Origin of the sequence: Rhizobium sp. F40D2 (assembly GCF_051810745.2) — a bacterium.
GTDB lineage: Bacteria > Pseudomonadota > Alphaproteobacteria > Rhizobiales > Rhizobiaceae > Rhizobium.
In genome coordinates this window covers 4248441-4270221 of record NZ_CM131436.1, presented here as the reverse complement: position 1 = coordinate 4270221, position 21781 = coordinate 4248441, and the positions used below count along the sequence as shown (strand labels likewise).

The following is a 21781-nucleotide window of genomic DNA, read 5'->3' as shown; positions in this document are numbered from 1 at the left end:
CGCTCTTGCCATCGTCTCCTGGCGAAGGGGCGAGTGGCCGTTTATTCGATGTTTTCGAAGTCTCGAAGGCCGCGGCGGTCGCTGCGGCCTTCGTTCTATTGCGTCATTCTAGTGGCTGTGCGTCAAATTCATTGGCTGCCTACATGCATTGCGATTGTCCCCTATCAAGAGCACCCGCTCGTCGCGCCACATGTGTCGCACTTCTCGCAGGTGCCATTCCGCACCATCGTGAAGTTCTGGCACTCCGAGCACATGTTGCCGGTATAGCCCTGCATGATCGAGCGCTGGCGGCGTTCGGCTTCTACCTTCTTGGCTTCGGTCTTGGCCGTTGCTGCGTCCGCTGCCGCCTTGTCGGAGAAGAGAGCGGTGGCGTCGCTGGTGATTTCCTCGGTTACCTCTTCGGCGATCTCCTCGGCCAATTCCTTGGCGCGCTCTTCATAATCGCGCTTGAAGGCGACGATTTCGGAGGTGGAGATGGCGACCGTCGGTTCCAGCTTGCGGGCAGCACTGCCGGCAAAGGCGGTTACCGTGCCGGTGGAAGCGGCGCGGGCAGGGGCAGCGGTGGCGGCACCCTTGGGCTCGCCCGCCTGGCGTTCGCCGCCGGTGCCGGACACCAGCGTCGGCTTGTAGCCGCGGGTCCAGCCGGTCGACAGCAGGTTGGTCTTGCCTTCCTGGATGCCCTTGCCAAGCGCGGTGTTGGAGAAATCCGACGTATCGACATGGGCGAGGTCATGGCGGCCGAGATAGGAGACAGCCAGCTCGCGGAAGACATAGTCGAGGATCGAGGTGGCGTTCTTGATGGCATCATTGCCGATGACCATGCCGGCCGGCTCGAACTTGGTGAAAGTGAAGGCCTCGACATATTCCTCGAGCGGCACGCCATATTGCAGGCCGAGCGAGATAGCGATGGCGAAATTGTTCATCATCGCGCGGAAGGCGGCACCTTCCTTGTGCATGTCGATGAAGATCTCGCCGAGGCGTCCGTCGCCGAATTCGCCGGTTCTGAGATAGACCTTGTGCCCGCCGACGGCGGCCTTCTGGGTATAGCCCTGGCGGCGGTTCGGCAGTTTCTCGCGTTCGCGCGAAACGCGTTCGATCACCCGCTCGATGATCTTTTCGGTGACCGTCACGGCCTGCGCCGCGAGCGGCTGCTGGATCAGTTCCTCTAGCGCATCCTCATCGTCCTCGTCTTCGATCAGCGAGGCATTGAGCGGCTGCGACAGTTTCGAGCCGTCGCGATAGAGCGCGTTGGCCTTGAGGCCGAGCTTCCAGGAGAGCAGGTAGGCGTTCTTGCAATCCTCTACGGTTGCCTCGTTCGGCATGTTGATCGTCTTGGAGATCGCACCGGAGATGAAGGGCTGGGCAGCCGCCATCATGCGGATATGGCTTTCCACCGAGAGGTAGCGCTTGCCGATCTTACCGCAGGGATTGGCGCAATCGAAGACCGGCAGGTGCTCGGCCTTCAGGAAGGGGGCGCCTTCCAGTGTCATCGCGCCGCAGACATGGATGTTGGCGGCTTCGATGTCCTTCTTCGAGAAGCCGATATGGTCGAGCAGGCTGAAGCTCATATCGGCAAGCTGTTCGTCGGAAACCTTCAGCGTCTCCTTGAGGAAGTCGGCGCCGAGCGTCCACTGGTTGAAGACGAACTTGATGTCGAAGGCGCTCTTCAGCGCAGCGTTGACGGCTTCCACCTTCTCGTCGGTGAAGCCCTTGGTCTTCAGCGTCGACGGGTTGATTGCCGGCGCCTGGTTCAGGTTGCCGTGGCCGACGGCATAGGCTTCGATTTCGGCGATCTGGCTTTCGGAATAGCCGAGCGTGCGCAGCGCGTCGGGCACGGCGCGGTTGATGATCTTGAAGTAGCCGCCGCCGGCGAGCTTCTTGAACTTGACGAGGGCGAAGTCGGGCTCGATGCCTGTCGTGTCGCAATCCATGACGAGACCGATCGTGCCGGTCGGCGCGATGACCGAGACCTGGGCATTGCGGTAGCCATGCTGCTCGCCAAGCTCGAGCGCCTTGTCCCAGGCCAATTTGGCGTGGGCGGCGAGATCCTGATCCGGGTTTTCCGAATGGATCAGCGCGACCGGATCGATCGCCAGTGCTTCATAGCCTGACGTTTCGCCGTAAGCGGCGCGGCGATGGTTGCGGATGACCCGCAGCATGCTTTCGCGGTTCGGCGCAAAGTTCGGGAAGGGCCCGAGCTCGGCAGCCATTTCGGCAGAGGTCGCATAGCAGATGCCGGTCATGATCGCGGTCAGCGAACCGGCAATAGCGCGGGCTTCGGCCGAGTCATAGGGAATGCCCGACGACATCAGCAGGCCGCCGATATTGGCGTAGCCGAGGCCGAGCGTGCGGTATTCATAGGAGAGTTCGGCAATGCGCTTCGACGGGAACTGCGCCATCATGACCGAGACTTCGAGCACGACGGTCCACAGGCGGACGGCGTGTTCGTAGTCGGCGATGTTGATGCGCTCGGTGGCCTTGTCCTTGAACTGCAAGAGGTTCAGCGAGGCAAGGTTGCAGGCCGTGTCGTCGAGGAACATGTATTCCGAGCACGGGTTCGAGCCGCGGATCGGGCCGCCGGCCGGCGACGTGTGCCAGTCGTTCATCGTCGTGTTGAAGTGGATGCCCGGATCGGCCGAGGCCCAGGCGGCGTAGGAAATCGTTTCCCACAGATCGCGCGCCTTCAGCGTCTTCATCACCCGGCCGTCCTTGCGGGCGGTCAGTTTCCATTCGCCGTTATTTTCGACGGCACGCAGGAAGTCGTCCTTGATCGAGACGGAGTTGTTGGAGTTCTGGCCGGAGACCGTCAGATAAGCTTCCGAATCCCAATCCGTGTCGTAGGTCTTGAATTCGAGATCCTTGTAGCCCTGGCGGGCGAACTGGATGACGCGCTGGACGTAATTTTCAGGAACCTGGTCCTTCTTGGCAGCGCGGATTTCGCGCTTCAGGGCAGGGTTCTTAGTGGGATCGAAGCAATCGCCGTTGTCGCCGCCGTCGCAATTGACGCAGGCCTTCATGATCGCCTTGAGGTGGCGGGCGACGATCTTCGAGCCGGTGACGAGGGCCGCCACCTTCTGCTCTTCCTTGACCTTCCAGTTGATGTATTCTTCGATATCGGGATGGTCGATATCGACGACCACCATCTTGGCGGCGCGGCGCGTCGTGCCGCCCGATTTGATGGCGCCCGCGGCGCGGTCGCCGATCTTCAGGAAGCTCATCAGGCCGGAGGAGCGGCCGCCGCCGGAAAGCTTTTCGCCTTCGCCGCGCAGCATCGAGAAGTTGGAGCCGGTGCCTGAGCCGTATTTGAACAGGCGCGCTTCACGCACCCAGAGGTCCATGATGCCGCCTTCGTTGACGAGGTCGTCCTCGACCGACTGAATGAAGCAGGCATGCGGCTGCGGGTGTTCGTAGGCCGACTTGGATTTGGTCAGCTTGCCGGTGAAGGGGTCGACGTAGAAATGGCCCTGGCCGGGCCCGTCGATGCCGTAGGCCCAATGCAGGCCGGTGTTGAACCACTGCGGAGAGTTCGGTGCGACGCGCTGGGTGGCGAGCATATAGGCAAGCTCGTCCTTGAAGGCGGCAGCATCTTCTTCCGAAGAGAAATAGCCGCCCTTCCAGCCCCAATAGGTCCAGGTGCCGGCGAGGCGGTCGAAGACCTGGCGCGCATCGATCTCGGAGCCGGTCTGCTCATCCTTGGACAGGGTCTTCAGCGCCGCATCGTCGGGAACGGAGCGCCACAGGAAGGAAGGAACGTCGTTTTCCTCGACCTTCTTCAGCCGGGTGGGGACGCCGGCCTTGCGGAAATACTTCTGCGCCAGAACGTCGGTCGCGACCTGGGAGAACTGGGCGGGGACGTCGATATTCTCGAGGCGGAACACGATCGAACCATCGGGGTTCTTGATCTCGCTGGTCGCCTTGCGGAATTCGATATCCGCATAGGCCCCTTGGCCGGCCTTCGTGAAACGACGTTCGATGCGCATGGTCTTGACCTCGTGTTGGCGCCCAGTCCCCACGACCGGGGCGCAAAATTCCTATCCGGCGGCACAATTGTCGTCGTGCAGCCAGTCTCGTTTCCGTATTGTCACAGGGGTGTCATCCGGAGATGTCCTTCCTGTATCTTGTGGTGATGATGGCTGCAAACGCTAAATATAGTATTAACAGCTTATTATCGCCAGTCCCGACGTCACTTTTTTTGGAGGCTGAAAATCGCGCAGAGATCCTGTCAGGCCTGACACCGTTCCCGGCACATCGCCCTGATTCCGCGTCCTTATTTTCAATAGGGAACCGGTCTCGTTACCTCCGGTCCTGTCGCCGCCGCAACATCAGGGACAGTAAGTTTGAAACGGATGATTCCGTCAAGGGCTGGATCTTAATTGATTGCTAACCACAACATCTTGTGGATGCGCCTGTGGAGATTGGGGAAAGCCGGGGAGCCCTGAAATTACAATGGCTTGCAGGCGCTGCCGGCTAAGGAAAAAGCCGGAACCACAAAAAAGCGTCCTGCGGCAAATCTTGTGATGGCATTTCCCGTGCAAATGCGCATGCCGATTCGGCGCGGAATTCGGCCCTCTTCAGAGCGCATCGATGGCGATGGTGACGGTAGCGACGCCGATCGGCTTGTCCTCTTCGTCGATGACGACGAAGCTCGCCTGCGTTTCGAGCATCTGGGTGGCTTGGTTGCGTTCCGCCCGGTCGATGAAGATCTCTCGAGAGCCCTTGGCGAAGGTTCTGAGATATTTCTCCTCGTCGCCCTGCCAGTAGTCGGCGGTGATGGTGCTTTGTCCGACGTTCAGCCCGTGACTATCGGTGACGAAAAATTCGACGATCGTTCCCTGCGAGGCGTCCTGCCTGGTTTTCAGGTAAGTCGAAACGGATCTGTCGAGCAGCAGCTGGACCATCTGCAGATGGTGCCGATCGACCTCCGACCGGTAGGTCTCGTCGAGGACCCGCATGTCGATTTCGCTGACATCGCCGAATTCGGCATTCTGCTCGGCGATGGCCTTCAGCACCAGCGGCGCTTCCACCATCGGCCGGATCCGCGTCTCGACATAGTCGCGCACCAGGGGAATATAGGCGGGCTCGGCGCGGGCAGGCGCCGGCGAAAACAGACATGCCGCCAGGCCGACGGCCATACTCACTCTTGTCGGCCGCCACCGCGCCATCTTGTTTCCTTATACCGAATCGTCGATGCACGCGTTAAGCGCAATTTTAGGCGATTCGCACGCCACTTATTATATGAGCATAAGGTAAAATAGATGTGCAGATATCGATAGCGGATTCAGCAAACCCGGCCGACAAAATCTGGAACAATTTCAACTGGTAAATACGAGGATCGCACGCCCTGATCGGCGATCAGCGCGGGCCCTTGGCGATCGGCTCCTGGTAGGTGAAGCCCATGTCCCAAGGGAAGTAGATCCAGGTATCCTGGCTCACCTCGGTGATGAAGGTATCGATGGTGGGAACACCCTTCGGCTTGGCATAGACGCAGGCAAAATGCGCCCTCGGCAGCATGGTGCGCACCTGGACGGCGGTCTTGCCTGTATCCGTCAGGTCGTCGACGACGAGCACGCCTTCGCCGCCGTTTTCGGCAAGCTCGGGCGCTATTCCCTTGAGCAGCGTCATGTCGCCCTGGTTCACATAGTCATGATAGGAGGCGACGCAGACGGTCTCGATCAGCCGGATGTTCAGTTCGCGTGAGATGATCGCGGCCGGAACGAGTCCGCCGCGGGTGATGCAGACGATCGCCTTGAACGTCTGGTCAAGGCCGGCAAGCCGCCAGGCAAGGGCGCGCGCATCGCGGTGGAACTGATCCCAGGAGACGGGAAAGGCTTTATCGGGAAGGGACATCGGGCTACTCCGCGGCATGACAAATCAACACGCCGTTTGCCGGCGACCGGACGGGTTTGAGGCGGCGATCGGCAAAACAAGAAATCGCGCGAGCTGCAACTGCGCGAGATCGCGCGCTGCACTGCGCGAGTTGTGCCGAGGCTCGAAGCCGTCATCGGTCGGCGCAATTAACGGAATTTGCCGGCAAAAGGCAAGAGCAGCCGATCAACGCGACAGAAGCGTCAGCGCCGTCATCGATTGCAGCAAGGTCCTCGTCGTGCCGCCGAAGATCATCTGCCAGAGCCAGGAATGGGTATAGGCGCCCATCACGAGAAGATCGATGCTGTTGTCCGAAAGCCGGTTCTCGATGACATGCGAGGTGTTTTTATCCACGCTTCGGGCGTTCGAAAGCGTCGTCTTCACGCCGTGGCGGGCAAGCGTCGCGGCGATATCGGCGCCTGCCGTCAGCGGCGATTGCAGCGCCGTGTCGGCCGGATCGACCGAGAAGATCTCCACCGCGTCGGCCGCCTTCAGGATCGGCAGCGCGTCGAAGGTCGCGCGCGCCGCCTCCTTCGAGCCGTTCCAGGCGATCAGCACGCGCTTGATCGGCTTCGGCTGACGGATGATGTAGGGGATTATCAGCACCGGCCGGCCGGTTTCGAAGAGAAAGCTGTCGACGTCGACATGGCTGTCGGAGGGTTTGGCCGGGTCGGCCTGCGAGGCGATCAAGAGATCGGCGCTGCGCGCGCTTTCGATCAGCGGTGCCGAACCGTAGCCGGTCGACGTGGCGAAGCTGCGCCATTCGGAGGAGGCGCCCGATGCTTGCGCCTTGGCGCGAAAGATCCGCTCCACGGCGATCGTTTCGCCATGCGCCATGTCCTGCAGCGCCTGCACGGCGACAGGATCGGGGATTTCCATCGGCGCCACCAGCGGTACGGCGGAGATGGTTTCGGCATGCAGGCCGATCACATGCGCACCGCTTTCGGCGGCAATGGCAAAGGCGAAATCGGCAACGGCGGCGCTATTGTCTGCTGTATCGAGAATGGCGAGAATGGTTTTGTAAGACATATCAATTCTCCTTGCGCTGAAAATGGCGTGCGCGAGGGAAGGAATGCACCGGATCGTCCTAACGTTCCTTGACGGGGATCAAGCTTGATCCCCGGTTCCGGCATTGTCCTCAAGCCTCGGCGGAAGGGTTTTCGGCGATGTCCTTCCTCTGGCGGATGGCGTCGATCATTTCTTGCACCGCGGCGCCGGCCGCGTCGATTGCCGCCTGTGAGCGGCCGCGAACAACGATCTCGGTCGAGAATTTCTGGCCGATATAGCGGGGGTAGGAGCCGATACTGGTTTCCGGATGGGCTTTCTGGATCGCCGTCAGGGGCGTACCGATCTCGCCTTCGCCGTAAGGGCAGGCGATGGCGAGCGAGAGCACCGGCGTTCCCGTTCGAAGCGTCGGCAGCACATCGTCGACCATCGCCTGGAAGACCTGCGGCACGCCGGCCATCACATGGACGTTGCCGATGATGAAACCTGGCGCCGTCGATACCGGATTGGCAATATGGACAGATCCGCGCGGCATGCGCGCCATGCGCTGGCGCGCCTCGGTGAATTCCATCTCGCGGCGACCGTACATATCGCCCAGCAGCATCATCGCCGTTTCGTCATATTCGCACGGCACCCCGAAGGCCTTGGCGATGGCATCGGCGGTGATGTCGTCATGGGTCGGCCCGATGCCGCCTGATGTGAAGACGTAATCATATTTGCCGCGAAGCGCGTTCAGCGCCTCGACGATCGCCTCCTCATCGTCGGCGACGATGCGCACCTCCTTGAGATCGATACCGGAAAGAGTGAGCAGGTCGGCGAGGTGGCCGATATTTTTGTCCTTGGTGCGGCCGGAAAGAAGTTCGTCGCCGATGGCGAGCATGGCGGCGGTGACGACGGTGGCGTGGCTCATGGGATGTTCCGTGATGTGAGGCTGGTGAATAGGTAGCGCCCTTCGGCCGCTTTGCAAACACTCGACCGGCGGCGCCCGCGGCAGCATGGATAACCATCCTTCCGGTGGTGGCGATCGGATTCTGCCGCGCATCGTCTCATCGGTGGCCTGATATTATGGCACTATGGTGCGGACGGCGGGGTCGAACCCGCATAGCCTAGGCCGAGGGATTTTCTTACCGCTACGGCTTTCGCCGCCGCCTTCCGGCGTTTGTGGTCTGGACTATACCTTCACCCTAGCGTCTGCCTTAGGTGCTGCCCGTCTAGTCTCTACACCTTCCCCTTGCAGGGCTTGGCTCGGGATTGCCATCTGACAGGTTTCCCCGACTTTGAGCAGTTCTACATCAGGCGTTTCCGCCAGTGCACTCAATTTTGCTTTAAGTCCCTTGTGTCTACCGATTCCACCACGTCCGCGTGGTTCTCCCTGCTAACAAAGAGAGGCGGCATTCTCAACCGATATTCAGCGGTGAGGTGCGATTCCGTTTCAAACTCTGGAAGCCCTCCATCACCTGCTCGCTCGAATGTCCAGCTGCATTCGGGAGTAAAGCGACGATCCGGCGCGCCGATCAAAGCTCCGACAAGCAACTGCATATTAGGAAGTCTTAAATTGACGCTGCCCCCATGCAGGACGCGACAGTCGATCGCGAAATTTCATGCCAGTCAGCGTAGAAAACTTAACACAACCCCTGCGGCAGAAGCTTATTGAATTTCGCAGGACATTGGGACAAAGTGCTGGCTGGGGTAGAGTTCGCGATTTTTACTGTTGCAATACGTGCACTTCACTTTTCATTGTGAGCGCCGGGACATGTGGTGACTTAAAAGGCAAAATGGCTTTTGTTCTGAAGACCTTCGGGAGGCTGCACCTCGTGGACGAGGAGGGGAACGCTGTCGCGTTTCCCGAGAAGGGCCTGCTGCTTCTCGCCTATTTGTTTACAACCGATCAAGGTTCGGCGGATCGAACGACCTTGGCTCGCTTCCTTTGGGGCGAGGCCGACCGGGACGTTGCACTGTCGACTTTGCGGAAGGTGATTTCGAGAATTAAGGCCCGTCAAATCGATCTCGGGATAAACATCCTTTCATCTCGGGGCAACATGCTCACTCTCGACCGGGGGGCACTTTCGTCCGACATGCTGCTGGCCGGCGAGGAGGACGAGGTTGAGCCGTTCTCCCGGCTGAGACGGCTGGTGACGCTGATGAACCAGCCTTTTCTCGAGCCGGTTCACAGCCATAGCCGCCAGTTTCAGCATTGGCTCGCCGAACGTGAAAATTACCATAACGAGCTTCTCGCCAATACTTTGAGAACAGCGTCGCAGCTGGCCCCGTCGCGAAAGGACGCCGAGCTCCTGAGGAAGGCCGCGGTTATCCTGTTTCGGACCGAGCCGAAGGATCCGGAGACGCTGCAACTGCTCATAAAGATCTTCAAGGCGGAAGGGGAAGTCGAATTACTTCGGAGCTATTTTGAACAGCGGCGCAGTGCGACATCGAGAGGCAGCGCCGCGCGCACCGGATCCGACGACGGTGACGCGAAATTCCTGCGCCCGCCATCCGCGTCGTCAAAGGCGAAACTTGAGGCTTCTCTTCCCCTGGAGCCTGAAGATATCCGCATTGCCATTCCCCGTCTGGTGCTGCTTCCCCCTAGAAATCAATCCGCTCGGCCGCAAGCCGGCTTTTTAGCCGCGTCTTTGGTGGAGGATATCACGATCGGATTTTGCGTCTTCAACAGCCTGGAGGTCATAGCCCCGTATTCGGCGGTTCAAATCGGCCACCAGGTGGAGACGCAGAAGGCTTTCTTCGAACGCCATTGCGTCAACTATATCCTCGACACCCGGATCAGCAACATGGGCGATGAAGTGACGCTGTTTGCCCAACTGATCTTTTTCGATCAGAATCAGATTGTCTGGGCCGAAAGGTTCAGTCTCGATCATATGGATCTCGCCAGAGACAGGAGAGTTGTTGCCCGGCAGATCGCTCTCTCCGTATCCAGCGAAATCGAGCGTCATGAGGCGTTGCGCGAAGATCTGAACCCGGTTGCCTACCACAGATATCTTGTCGGCAGGCGGCACCTGGCGCGGTTGACGCTTCCGAACCTGCGGCGCGTCCGCAAGGAAATGAAAGCCGCGCTCAGCGTCAGTCCCGATTTCGCACCGGCGCTGAGTTCGATGGCGCGGACCTACTCCAAGGAATGGTTGCTGACGGCGCGGGGAGATATCGATCTTTTGCAATTGGCGGAGACCTTCGCCAAGCAGGTCACCGAGATGCGCTCGGACTTCGCCGATGGCTATCGCGAGCTCGGTGTCGCCAAACTGTTGCAGGGTGCGTTCGATGAGAGTGCCGAAGCCATGGAAGTGGCGGAAAGCCTCGCGCCACACTACGCCGACGTGATTGCCGACTACGCGGACACGCTGGTGCATTGTTCGCTCCCAGCCATGGCCTTGCGGAAAATCGAGCGGGCAATCGAGCTGAACCCGCTCGGTCCCGACACCTATTTCTGGACGGCTGCTGGAGCAAACTATGCCCTCGGCGAATTCGAAGCTTCGCTGGACTACATCGGGCAGATGGCCGATCCTCATCTAGCGGATAGGTTGTCCGCTGCGAATTGGGCCATGTTGGGTCATCAGGACAAGGCGCGGATCTTCGTACGAAGGTTTCGTGAAGGCAACCCGGACTTCGATGTGGACAAGTGGTTGTCTGCAGTACCAAGTAAAGAGCAATGGCATAAAGATCTTTATCGTGAAGGCCTGAAGAAAGCTGGATTTTAAACATCAATCGTTAGAGGGGCAAAAACGTGGCTACAGTTGTTGTTATTAGTGTTGAAGGTCAAGACGGGCTCTGGGTCGCTGATCTGGACGCCGGCACTGTACTGCCGCTCCCGGCCCCCAAGGCGGGCGGCCTGAAAGTGGTGACCGATCTTCGCGCCACCGGCGCGACGGTGACAAAGGGCGTGAATGTGGCTGTCACGGTCAAGTCTGCGGAAGCGGCCTTCTCCGGGCATTATGACGGCTAGGCTTCAATGGTGGGCGCCATAGCACCGTTGCGTTCCGGATTCCGATCTTAGTCGTTCCCGGAGCCAATCAAATGCAGCGGATGTCAGCGATAGTCTATCGGCCCTGGTAATATGGGTTCGATTCTGCTTGCCCACATACCTGCATAATACCGGTTGAATATGCATGTATATTGTGGATATAAGCGTGTTATTGCTTGACAATGGCATTTTCGGTGTAAGGATTGCGCCGCGGCGGTTGAGTAAGTGTTGTCTTCTGGGAGTAAGGCGATGGTTTACGATTGGACTGGTGCCAGGGTTCGGCGCATCCGGATATTCAAGACTAGTGTCGCGCTTGTTCTGGGAACCGCGATTGCTGCAATACCGCTGTTCTTCTGGGCCGTGGAGTTTCGCGGTTTCTAACCTGAGATAATCAGCGTCTCGCGCCACCTGTTGATCACCCAGCCGGCCAGCAGTCCGATGGCGGCGCCCATGGCCTTGATGCCGGCATCATGCAGGCGCGGATGGCGCGTCGGCGAGAAGTACTGCAGATATTCGATGGCGACGGTACCTGCGATCAGCAGCACGGCCACCAATTTCCACTGTTTCGGATAGGCGAGCGCAAAGGCGAGGCCGACAAGAATATAGGCGCTCGCGCGGTCGGTATCGACAGTCGTAACTGTCTCCGGTCTCAGCCCGATCGGCGAAACCGTGGCGAAGATGATGAAGGCGAGCAGCAGCCAGGCGAGCGGCCTTGCGAATTTGAACATGATCATGGCTTCATATTTAGTGGCTCGTTTTTTCATTGACAGTTAAAATCGGTTCATGTGCCGGCTATTTCACGGTTGGCTTAAGAAAGGCTTTCGCAAACAGGGCCTGGGCGGAACCGTAAACGGCCGAAGCGGCCTTTCCTATGCCGGCCCGCCTGTGCCATAGCGGCGGTATCATTACAAGAATGGATCACGCCCGTGACGAGACTTGATGTCGAAAGCGCCGAAGAGGCAATGCGCAGCCTTTTTCCGGCAACGCCGCTGCAGCTCAACGATCACCTCTCGGCGCGTTATGGAGCCGATATCTGGCTGAAGCGCGAGGATCTATCGCCGGTGCGCTCCTATAAGATCCGCGGCGCCTTCAACTTCTTCCGCAAGGCGATCGGGCAGGGTGCTTCCGGCAAGACCTTCGTCTGCGCCTCGGCCGGCAATCACGCCCAGGGCTTCGCCTTCGTCTGCCGCCATTTCGGCGTGCCGGGCGTCGTCTTCATGCCGGTAACGACGCCGCAGCAGAAGATCGACAAGACCCGCATGTTCGGCGCCGAATTCATCACCATCCGGCTGTTCGGGGACTTCTTCGACCAGTGCTACCAGGCCGCGCGCGACCATGTCGAAGCGGTCGGCGGCGTCATGGTGCCGCCCTTCGACCATGCAGATATCATCGAAGGGCAGGCGACCGTCGCCGCCGAGATCATGCAGCAGCTGCCTGAGGGAACGGTCCCTGATATGGTCGTCCTGCCGGTCGGCGGCGGTGGGCTTGCCGCCGGCATCACCGGTTATCTCGACGGCACCGTGCCGAAATCGGCCTTCGTCTTTACCGAGCCCGCCGGCGCCCCGAGCTTGAGGCGCAGCATCGAGGCAGGCAAGGTGACGACGCTTGCCAAGGTCGACAACTTCGTCGACGGCGCTGCCGTCGCCCGCATCGGCGACTTGAACTTCGCCGCACTTCGCGATTTCGCGGTAAGCCAAGTGCAGCTGATGCCGGAGAACGCCATTTGTGTCACCATCCAGGAGATGCTGAATGTCGAGGGCGTCGTGCTGGAGCCGGCAGGCGCGCTGTCGCTGACGGCGATCGCTGCGATGGACGCCCAGGCGATCCGCGGCAAGACCATCGTCGCCGTCGTCTCCGGCGGCAATTTCGATTTCGAGCGCCTGCCTGACGTAAAGGAAAGAGCCATGCGTTACGCGGGGCTGAAGAAATACTTCATCCTCAGGCTCGCCCAGCGCCCCGGCGCGCTTCGGGATTTCCTCAATCTGCTCGGCCCTGACGACGATATCGCCCGCTTCGAATATCTGAAGAAATCGGCACGCAATTTCGGCTCGATCCTGATCGGCATCGAAACCAAGGCGCCGGAGAATTTCGCCCGGCTGATCGAAAATTTCGAAGCCGCCGGCATGGGTTACGAGGATATCACCGAAAACGAGATCCTCGCCAACCTGATCATTTGACTTGGCGACTGCAATGCCATCGTGCTAAAGGCGGATCATGGCTTCGTTCCTTTCAAATCTCTTTTCTATGTTCTCCGGCGGCGTCAAACCGGCGTCCGAGGCGGCAGGCCCTTCCGGCGAGCCGCAGCTTTACAACGATTGCACGATCTATGCGGAGCCGCGCAGGGAAGGCAGCCAGTATCGCCTTGCCGGCCGCATCGAAAAGAAGGTCGGCGACGAGGTGCTGGTGCGCAATTTTATCCGCGCCGATCTGTTTTCGTCCTCCGACGATGCGCTCGAATGCACGGTGCGCAAGGCGCAGCAGATCATCGATCAGCATGGTTCGTCACTCTTTGGTGACGGCGAGAAGCTTCGTCAGGTCTGAGACCGGGATCTGCGCGCATCCATACGTGATACCGGCCGCAATTATTCTTGTTTTTCAATCCCGTGACGCGGCGACACCGACGCGGATTGGCATCTCGCTCACGCAATCTTAAAGGATTGCAGTCAAAGGTATCGCCTGCAGCATATGCAGGGCCGCCCTCGTGTTTGACTTTTTCGGACAATCGACCAAAGGATCCGCTGTCGCGACCGTTGCGCCTGCGTTCCGTCCAGGGCGCCGGCCTGAAGCCGGGGTATGGTGATGGAGACGCTCAACCTCGCTCTTTTCGTCGTCGAAGCCGCCGCCTATTTCGTGCTGATGGTGACGCTTCTGCACTTCCGTCATCGGCTCGGTCTCGGGGTTTTCCTGACGGCGCTCGGCGTCATGCATTTCATGGAAACCTACCTGGCGGCGGTCTTCTATGTCTCGCTGCCGTTCGGCGATGTGTCGCCGGGCTCATCGGTCTTCTTCTCCGGCAAGCTGATGATGATCCTGATGCTTTACCTGCAGGAGGATGCCGCGACGGTGCGCCAGCCGATCTATGGCCTGTTCCTCGGCAACCTGCTCACCGTCGGCATTGCCTGGGTGCTGCAGCTGCACCTGCCGCTGCAGATATCGCCCGCCCACACGCCGGATGTCGATTTCCTCCAGGAAATGGGCTGGCTGATGGTCTGGGGCACGGCGCTGCTCTATGTCGATCTGCTCGGCATCATTCTGCTTTACGAAAGACTCGGCGATTTCTTCCGCCGGCGTGTCGTCCTGCGTTTCCTGATTTCGGGTTTCGTGCTGCTGACCTTCGACCAGATCGGCTTCTTTGCGGCGCTGAATTATTTCCTGGATGTGCCGATCGCCGCATTCTGGGCAGGTTGGACGGCGAAAATGCTTGCCGTCTGCCTCTATGCGGCAATGTTTGCAATCTATGAATATCGTATTCGCCGCGGCGGCAAGGCCGTCTCCGCTCGTTCGATCAGCGACGTTTTCGGCGACCTGACGTTCCGCGAGCGCTACAACGATCTTCTGGAGCGTACCGGTCGCGACATGCTGACCGGCGTCTATGACCGGACGCGCATGGAGGTGGAGGCGCCGCTGATGATGCGTGAGGCGCTGAGGCAGGGTCTCTACGCCACGGTCCTCATCATCGATGCCGACCACTTCAAGGATGTCAACGACGGCTATGGGCATCTTCAGGGTGACGAGGTGCTGAAGTCGATCGCCGCACGACTCGGTACGACGCTACGCTCGAGCGACCGCATATTCCGCTTCGGCGGCGAGGAATTCGTCGCCGTCTGCCCGGGCACCGATCACGAGGAAGCTTTGCTGCTCGCCGAACGGCTGCGCTGGACGATCGCCACCAGCGTCAAGACGCCGGATGACAAGCCGGTCACGGTCAGCATCGGCGTTGCGACCGCCGACGAGGACGGTGTCGATTTCACCGCCGTGCTGACGGCTGCCGACGGCAGGCTCTACGCGGCAAAGAAGAGCGGCCGCAACTGTGTTGTCGGCCGTTCCGGTGTGGTGAAACTCGGTTGAGCCGATCTACGCAGTGCGTCGGTTAACGGTGTTTGTGATGTTGCATAAACCGAAACACTTGCCGCCAATATCACGCTTTTTCAAGATGTTATGACGACCATAAAAACGGGTTGTTAGCAAGATGCAAACGTGATCTCCATTGCCGCAACGGATGAGCTTTCCTGCGAGGGGCGTGGAGACATGAGTGATGCAGCTGTGCGAACGAAGGTCGATGGCGGCGAATTTGCCGTTCTGTGCATCGGCGGGTTTCTTCTGTCGATCGCCTATGGCGTGACCTTTCTGATCCCGGTCCTGGTGGGGCAACGCGGCGGCAACGAGGCGCTTGCCGGCCTGATCATTTCGGCCGCGACCGTCAGCACCGTCATTCTCGTGATCCTGTCCGGCCACATCGCCGATGCCATCGGCTCGGCGCGGGCGGTGGCGGTTTCAGCGCTCTTTCTGGCGGCATCCGGGCTGGGATTTGCCATAGTCCCCGCGGCAGGGTTGAGCCTGATGACCGTCGGTTTCGTCCTCGGCATCGGCTGGGGCACCTTCTATGCGCTCGGACCCATTCTGGTGGCGGCGATCACCGAACCGGAGCACCGGATCAGGTTCTTCGCGCTGCTGTCGGGATCGATGATGTCGGGCATCGGCGCCGGACCGATCATCGGCCGCATTGCCACCGGCTGGTCCCTGCCGATCGAGACGGCCTTCGCCTTTGCCTTCCTCTCCAGTCTCGCTGGCGGCGCGCTTTATTTCCTGCTGCATCTCAGGCTGACCAATGCCGGCAAGATTTTGCCGCATGTCAACAAGATCTCCTTCGCCGCAGCGCGTCAGGTGATCGGTTCGCAGGCGATCTATTCCATTGCCATGGTCGGCATCGGCGGCGCGATATTCGGCGGGCTCTCGAGCTTTCAGACCAGCTATGCCAAGGCGCACGGTTTCGATTATTCGCTGTTTTTCATCGGCTTCATGTCCGCCGCCATCCTGAGCCGGCTGTTCGTCGCGGGATATGTGGTCAAGAAGGATCCATTCTATTCGCTTCTGGTGCTGACGAGCCTGACGCTGGCATCCATCCTGCTTTTCCTGGTGGTGACATCAAGTCAGCTGGCCTACCTCGGAGCCGCGGCAATGCTAGGCCTGGGTTATGGGTTGACCTATTCCGTCATCAACGGGCTGGCAGCAAATGAAGCGCCCGCAGGTCTCATGCCGCAATCGCTTCTCTTGTTCTCGCTGTCCTATTTCATCGGCGTCTTCGGCTTTCCGCTGATCGCCGGGAACCTCATCGTTTCCTCCGGGATCCAAGCCATGCTTCATATCCTGCTGTTGCTTGCCGTGGCCAATCTGGCAATCGTCCTGTTTCGTGTGGCCCGCCGCGCAAGGAACGGCTGACCGAGGCCGGGCAAGTTCGACTTGCCCAGCCTTCGCTCGCTCACGCGGCGCGGAAGATCTTGGCGCCGGACGGGGCACTCGTCATGCCGCCGTCGACGGTGATCTCGATGCCGGTGACATTGGCAGAATCATCCGAGGCCAGGTAGAGCGCCGCCTTGGCGATTTCGTCGGCTTCACTCATGCGGCCGAGCGGGCTCATGCCGCCGATGCGGGCTTCGAGCGCCGACATCGCATCTTCCGTCTGGGCCATCGGCGACCAGATCGGCGTCCTCGTGCCGCCGGGTGTCACCTGATTGACGCGGATGCCGCGCGGCGCGAGCTCGGAGGCCATATTGCGTGTCATCGCCCGGACCGCCGCCTTGGTCGCCGCATAGGCCGACCAGCCGGGAGCGCCGAGCACGGCGTGCACAGAACCGTTGAGAATGACCGAACCGCCGTCGCTGAGATGCGGCAGGGCCGATTGCACGGTGAAGAAGACGGCCGTCAGATTGGTGCTGATGATCTGATTGAACTGCTCCGGCGACGTGTCACCGAGCGGTGTCGCGCCGCCGATGCCGGCATTGGCGAAGACGATGTCGAACTTGCCGACCGTTGCGGCGGCTTCCGCAAAGGACTTCTCGGTGGCGGCGGCATCGGTGACATCGACCTTCAGCGCGACGACGCCGGCCCCAAGCGCCTTTTCGGCCGCGGCAAGCGTTTCGGGATTGCGGCCGGTGATCACGACCTGTGCACCCTCGTCGATGAAGACCTTGGTGGTCGCAAGACCGATACCGCTGTTGCCGCCGGTGATCAGCGCGACCTTGTTTCTTAGACGCATGATTCATGCTCCTCTTGGAAATGGCAACGATCTAGATTATGATCGTCATCTACAAGGATTATGATTGTAATCTACATGAGTCAAGGAGCATGATGCCGAAAAGTGTAAGCGGTTTTCGGCCGACATCATGCTCGTTCGAAATTGATACGGGGAGATTCGGATGGGTCGTTCGCAACTGGACAAACAGAAGACGCACGAAAAGATCGTCGAGACTGCGTCGAAGCGGCTGCGAGAGGAGGGGCTGGAAGGTATCGGCGTCGCCGACCTGATGAAGGAGGCCGGACTGACTGTTGGCGGCTTCTACAAGCACTTCGCCTCCCGCGACGATCTCGTCGCCGAGGCGATCCAGTCGGCTTTCGATTCATGGGGACGCAAGCTGGAGGCTGAAGGGATAGACCCGGCGAAGATGACGGCCGCCGATGTCGCCGACCGTTATCTGAGCGCCCATCACCGCGACAATCCCGGCGAAGGCTGCCCCTTTGCCGCGCTGACCTCCGATATCTCCCGCAGCGGCGACAAGGCGCGGGGGATTGCGACGGAACGGCTTCAGCTCAATTTCGAAGCTTTGGCGAGCAAGGTGGCGGGGGCCGACGCGGAAAGACGGCGCAAGGCGGTCATCGCCTTCGCGATGATGGCCGGAGGCGTCGGCCTTGCCAGGATTTCCTCCGATGAGGCTCTGTCCGCCGAGATTCTCGAGACGGTCCGGGATTTTGTCGCTGCTATCGACAAATGAGAAACGGCCGGCGAATGCCGGCCGCTGCACTACAATAAGCGTTGAAGAACCGATTAAGCGGCCAGTGCGATTTCCTGGACGCGCGTCTTGGCGGCGTCGATGGCCTTTTCGGCAGCTTCAGGACCGAAGGCGAGGCCTTCGACGTAGATGGTCTCGATGTCGGTGATGCCGAGGAAGCCGAGAACCGACTTCAGGTACGGCACGGCGTGGTTCAAGGGGGCAGCCGGTCCCTGCGAATAGACGCCGCCCGACGTGAGCACCACGTAAACCTTCTTGCCGGTGAGCAGTCCGACCGGGCCGCTTTCCGTGTACTTGAACGTCAGGCCGGCGCGGGCGACGTTGTCGATCCAGGTCTTCAGCGAGGAATAGATGTTGAAGTTGATGAGGCCGGTGCTGATGACGATCGTGTCGGCGGCAAAGAGTTCATTGACGAGTTCGTCGGAGGTCTTGACGGCGGCGATTTCCTCGGCGGTGCGGGCCTCGGCCGGCTTGCGGATCGCGCCGGTGAAGAGGTCGTCGATATGCGGCAGCGGGCTGGCGGCAAGGTCGCGGCGCACGAGGACGCTGCCCGGATTCTGTTTCTTCAGCTTCTCGGCGAGTTCGACGGCGATCGGCGTCGAGAGCGATTCGGCACGCGGGCTGGACGTCAGAAGAAGGATGGACGACATGGTGCATTTCCTTTCGAATTGGATTTGTCGGCCCGATGTGGGAGGTGAGCCGCAGTCTCGAAGCGGAAAATAGGTCTGGCCTGCTATCGAAAAAACGGTGATAATGTCGATCGAAACTATCGATGGAATGGATGGATATGCTTCCGAACCCGACCCTGGATCAATTGCAGGTGTTTTTGACCGTTGCCGAGACCGGCAGCTTCTCGGCAGCGTCGCGCGCGCTGAACCGGGCACAGTCGGTCATCAGCTATACGATCGCCAATCTGGAGGCGCAGCTTGAAATACCGCTTTTCGAGCGCTCCGGCGCCCGCCAGCCAAAGCTGACGGAGGCGGGCAGGGCGATGCTGGAGGATGCTCGGCGAATTCTCGGCGACCTGCAGGTCATGCGCGCGCGCGTCAAGAGCCTGAAGGAAGGGCTCGAAGCGGAGGTTTCCGTCGCCATCAGCGTCATGGTGCCGTCAAAGGCCGTCGTTGATGTGCTCCACGAATTCCGCGAGATGTTCCCAACGGTTTCGCTGAACCTCAACGTCGGCGAACTCGGAATGGTGATGGATCTGGTCATGAGCGGCAAGGCGACGATCGGGATCAGCGGCGCGGTTCTGAAGCAGGACGATTCACTCGTCACCGAGCGCATCGGCCATTCCTTCATGATGCCCGTTGCCGCGCGCAACCATCCGCTTGCCGGGCTAGAGCGGCCGCTGACACTCGGCGACGTGCGCGAGGAGGTGCAGCTCGTCGTCACCGATGCGTCCGGCCTGACGAAGGGACGCGATTTCAACGTTTTATCCTACAAGACATGGCGCGTCAGCGATATCGCCACAAAGCATCAGCTGATCAAGGCCGGCCTCGGCTGGGGTGGCCTTCCGGCGTCGCTCATCCATGACGATCTCCTAAGCGGCGCGCTCGTTCATCTCGATCTGGAGGCCTATGAGCAGGGGGAGTATCCCATCTATTCGATGCGCCGGCTCGCCAACCCGCCCGGACCAGCCGCCACCTGGATGATCGACGCGTTCCGCACCCGGCTTACCCATTGCCCGAGCCAGGCGGATTTCCACGCCCAGATCGCGGAACTGCGTGAACCGGCAATCCCGCTCGCGGCTGAATAAAGCATGTCGCGCAAAAGTGTGCAGCGGTTTTGCGGCACCGACATGCGCAAGAAAAAAGAGCTAAAGCGCAAGCAGCAGAATCTGAATGATCGCGACGCGCTTTAGGAAGGCGCGGCCGACGCGCCTTCCTTTTATTTCTAAAGCACCAGCCTGAACTTCGAGAAGCCGTCGGCACCGTCGCCGGCATCCTCGATCTTGACGCTCTTGACCGCAGCGAGGAACTGCTTGGCCTTCGGGCCGCTCTCGAAGGTCGCCGTCGTGCCCGGCAGCGGCTTGAAGGTCCAGTTCGCATCGGCCGACGGATTGATCGTGCCCTGGTCGTGGACATAGCGGACGATGACGTCGCGGTTGGTGTCCGGCGCCTGGAAGATCACCTTATCAGCGGCGATCTCCGGGAAACTGCCGCCGCCGCCGGCGCGGTAGTTGTTGGTGACGACGACGAATTTCTGGGCGGGATCGATCGGCTTGCCGTCGAAGGCGAGGTTCTGGATGCGGTTGGCATCCGGATTGATCGCCTTGCCGGAGGAATCATATTTCGGCGGCTGCGACAGGTCGATCTGGTAGGTCACACCGTCGATGACGTCGAAATTGTAGGACGGGAAGTCGTTGTTGAGCAGCGGCGCATCCTTCGAGCCGGCCTCGATGTGATTGAACATGCCGGCCGACATTTCCAGCCAGTTCTTCACCTGGGCGCCGGTGATGGCGACCGCCTGCACCGTATTCGGGTAGAGATACAGGTCGGCGACGTTCTTGATGGCGATATCGCCGGCCGGAACGTCGGTATAGTAATCGGCGCCACCGCGGCCGCCGGCCTTGAAGGGGGCCGCGGCTGAAAGCACCGGCAGATCCTTGAACTCAGTATCGGCCAGCATCTGCTTGATGTACCAGGTCTGAGCCTGGCTGACGACCTGCACGGAGGGATCGTCGGCAACGAGCGCGAAGTAGGAATAGAGCGGTGCCGACGTCTTGCCGACGGGGGTGCGGACATAGGCAAGCGTCGCCTCGTGTTCGGCCTTGGCGGCTTCGACCACGTCCTTCTTGTCGGCGTAATCGGCAACCACTTTCTTTTTGTCGTCCCGATGATAGATCGGCCGTGCTTCCGAGGTGAAATCGACGATCTTCCAGCTGTTGCCGTCCTTTTCGAGCAGCAGGTCGATAAGGCCGAGATGCGAGCCCCAGAAGCCTGCCATCACGGCAGGTTTGCCATGCAGCGTGCCCTTGACGGGATCGGCATTGGCAATGCCGTCCCAGTTCTTCGGGCCGGGGAAGACGAGATGCTGATGGCCGGTGAAGATCGCGTCGATCCCCTCGACGGCGGCGAGATGCAGCGAGGCGTTTTCCATCTTTTCGGACGGCGCGGCTCCGTCGATGCCAGAATGAGAAAGCGCGATGACGATATCGGCGCCGGCTTCCTTGATGGCCGGAACCCAGGCCTTGGCGGCCTCGACGATATCGCGCGTCTGGGCCTTGCCTTCGAGGTTCTTGATATCCCAGAGCATGATCTGCGGCGGCACGAAGCCGATGAAGCCGATCTTGACAGGGCTCTCATTGCCGGCGCCGTCCTTGATCTGTTTTTCCACGATCATGTATGGCTTGAAGAACAGATCGTCCTGCTTCGGGTCCGAGGCGAGTTGGCCCTTGGTCAGATTGGCGCAGACGAAGGGAAAGTTCGCGCCAGATAGGACCTTGAACATGAAGTCGAGCCCGTAATTGAACTCGTGATTGCCGAGGGTCCCCACCGTGTAGCCGAGCGTGTTCATCGCCTTGATCACGGGATGGACATCGCCATCCTTCATGCCGTGCCGATAGGCCATATAGTCGCCCATCGGATTGCCCTGCAGCACGTCGCCATTGTCGATCAGCAGCGAGTTGACGGCCTCGGCGCGGATATTGTCGATGATCGTCCCGGCGCGGGAAAGCCCCATCGTGTCGTTTGGCTTGTCGGCATAATAATCATAGGGGAAGACGTTGACGTGAATATCCGTCGTTTCCATCAGCCGAAGATGGGCCTGGTTGGCGCTGGCGCGCGCGCTGAAGGGATGCAGCAGCACCAGGGCGGAGGTGGCGGCAAGGCCGCCAAGCAGGGAACGGCGGCTCATCACGCCAACATCGAAAATGGAAGACATCGAAACTCTCCTTGAAGGATCATGCATCGTCCGGCTCGTCAGAATTAGGACG

At 60.2% G+C, this 21781-nt stretch carries 17 protein-coding genes; 8 read left to right on the top strand and 9 right to left on the bottom strand.

What is annotated here, in order from left to right; all coding sequences use genetic code 11:
- Positions 1-164: 164 nt before the first annotated feature.
- The 5 genes from ACS4RS_RS20815 to ACS4RS_RS20795 all read right to left on the bottom strand — a co-directional run bounded on the left by ACS4RS_RS20815 (position 165) and on the right by ACS4RS_RS20795 (position 7780).
- Positions 165-3980, bottom strand: coding sequence for a vitamin B12-dependent ribonucleotide reductase (locus ACS4RS_RS20815; protein ID WP_439009441.1), 3816 nt, complete (start codon positions 3978-3980; stop codon positions 165-167).
- A 591-nt stretch (positions 3981-4571) separates the two neighbouring features.
- The gene (locus ACS4RS_RS20810) at positions 4572-5162 is read right to left on the bottom strand and encodes a hypothetical protein (RefSeq protein WP_439009442.1); all 591 of its coding nucleotides are present in this window, start codon (positions 5160-5162) and stop codon (positions 4572-4574) included.
- 190 nt (positions 5163-5352) lie between these two features.
- Complete coding sequence (gpt, locus tag ACS4RS_RS20805; RefSeq protein WP_003587084.1) at positions 5353-5847, bottom strand: xanthine phosphoribosyltransferase; 495 nt, start codon at positions 5845-5847, stop codon at positions 5353-5355.
- Positions 5848-6051: 204 nt separating this feature from the next.
- A complete protein-coding gene (locus ACS4RS_RS20800) occupies positions 6052-6894 on the bottom strand; it encodes a universal stress protein (RefSeq protein ID WP_439009443.1) in 843 nt (280 codons plus the stop codon).
- Positions 6895-7003: 109 nt separating this feature from the next.
- Positions 7004-7780, bottom strand: a complete 777-nt coding sequence (locus ACS4RS_RS20795) for a competence/damage-inducible protein A (RefSeq protein WP_439009444.1) — start codon at positions 7778-7780, stop codon at positions 7004-7006.
- 865 nt (positions 7781-8645) lie between these two features.
- On the opposite strand from ACS4RS_RS20795, the gene ACS4RS_RS20790 reads away from it, so the two are divergent.
- Together ACS4RS_RS20790 and ACS4RS_RS20785 are read left to right on the top strand one after the other, a co-directional pair.
- Positions 8646-10577, top strand: coding sequence for a hypothetical protein (locus ACS4RS_RS20790; protein ID WP_439009445.1), 1932 nt, complete (start codon positions 8646-8648; stop codon positions 10575-10577).
- A gap of 26 nt (positions 10578-10603) precedes the next feature.
- Positions 10604-10822: a hypothetical protein gene (locus tag ACS4RS_RS20785; protein WP_164009146.1), complete on the top strand. Its 219-nt coding sequence runs from the start codon at positions 10604-10606 to the stop codon at positions 10820-10822.
- A gap of 395 nt (positions 10823-11217) precedes the next feature.
- Here ACS4RS_RS20785 and ACS4RS_RS20780 read toward each other — a convergent pair whose 3' ends face one another.
- Entirely contained in the window at positions 11218-11574 is a 357-nt protein-coding gene (locus tag ACS4RS_RS20780; RefSeq protein ID WP_439009446.1) for a VanZ family protein, read from the bottom strand.
- A gap of 192 nt (positions 11575-11766) precedes the next feature.
- Between ACS4RS_RS20780 and ilvA the strand changes: the two genes are divergently transcribed.
- From ilvA to ACS4RS_RS20760, 4 genes are all read left to right on the top strand, one after another.
- A complete protein-coding gene (ilvA, locus tag ACS4RS_RS20775) occupies positions 11767-13017 on the top strand; it encodes a threonine ammonia-lyase (RefSeq protein WP_439009447.1) in 1251 nt (416 codons plus the stop codon).
- A gap of 37 nt (positions 13018-13054) precedes the next feature.
- Positions 13055-13381 (top strand): HlyU family transcriptional regulator, encoded by a 327-nt coding sequence (locus ACS4RS_RS20770; protein WP_439009448.1) that lies wholly within the window; start codon positions 13055-13057, stop codon positions 13379-13381.
- A gap of 255 nt (positions 13382-13636) precedes the next feature.
- Entirely contained in the window at positions 13637-14908 is a 1272-nt protein-coding gene (locus ACS4RS_RS20765) for a diguanylate cyclase (protein ID WP_439011794.1), read from the top strand.
- A 180-nt stretch (positions 14909-15088) separates the two neighbouring features.
- A complete protein-coding gene (locus ACS4RS_RS20760; protein WP_439009449.1) occupies positions 15089-16279 on the top strand; it encodes an MFS transporter in 1191 nt (396 codons plus the stop codon).
- Between the two features lie 40 nt (positions 16280-16319).
- On the opposite strand, the gene ACS4RS_RS20755 is transcribed toward ACS4RS_RS20760, so the two are convergent.
- The gene (locus ACS4RS_RS20755; protein ID WP_439009450.1) at positions 16320-17096 is read right to left on the bottom strand and encodes an SDR family oxidoreductase; all 777 of its coding nucleotides are present in this window, start codon (positions 17094-17096) and stop codon (positions 16320-16322) included.
- Between the two features lie 160 nt (positions 17097-17256).
- Here ACS4RS_RS20755 and ACS4RS_RS20750 point away from each other — a divergent pair, with 160 nt between their 5' ends.
- Entirely contained in the window at positions 17257-17829 is a 573-nt protein-coding gene (locus tag ACS4RS_RS20750; protein ID WP_439009451.1) for a TetR family transcriptional regulator, read from the top strand.
- Between the two features lie 53 nt (positions 17830-17882).
- On the opposite strand, the gene ACS4RS_RS20745 is transcribed toward ACS4RS_RS20750, so the two are convergent.
- Positions 17883-18497, bottom strand: a complete 615-nt coding sequence (locus ACS4RS_RS20745; protein WP_439009452.1) for an NAD(P)H-dependent oxidoreductase — start codon at positions 18495-18497, stop codon at positions 17883-17885.
- Between the two features lie 137 nt (positions 18498-18634).
- Between ACS4RS_RS20745 and ACS4RS_RS20740 the strand changes: the two genes are divergently transcribed.
- Entirely contained in the window at positions 18635-19603 is a 969-nt protein-coding gene (locus ACS4RS_RS20740) for a LysR substrate-binding domain-containing protein (protein WP_439011795.1), read from the top strand.
- A gap of 137 nt (positions 19604-19740) precedes the next feature.
- Here the strand turns inward: ACS4RS_RS20740 and ACS4RS_RS20735 are convergent, their stop codons facing one another.
- Positions 19741-21729, bottom strand: coding sequence for a bifunctional 2',3'-cyclic-nucleotide 2'-phosphodiesterase/3'-nucleotidase (locus ACS4RS_RS20735; protein ID WP_449313807.1), 1989 nt, complete (start codon positions 21727-21729; stop codon positions 19741-19743).
- Between the last annotated feature and the right edge of the window lie 52 nt (positions 21730-21781).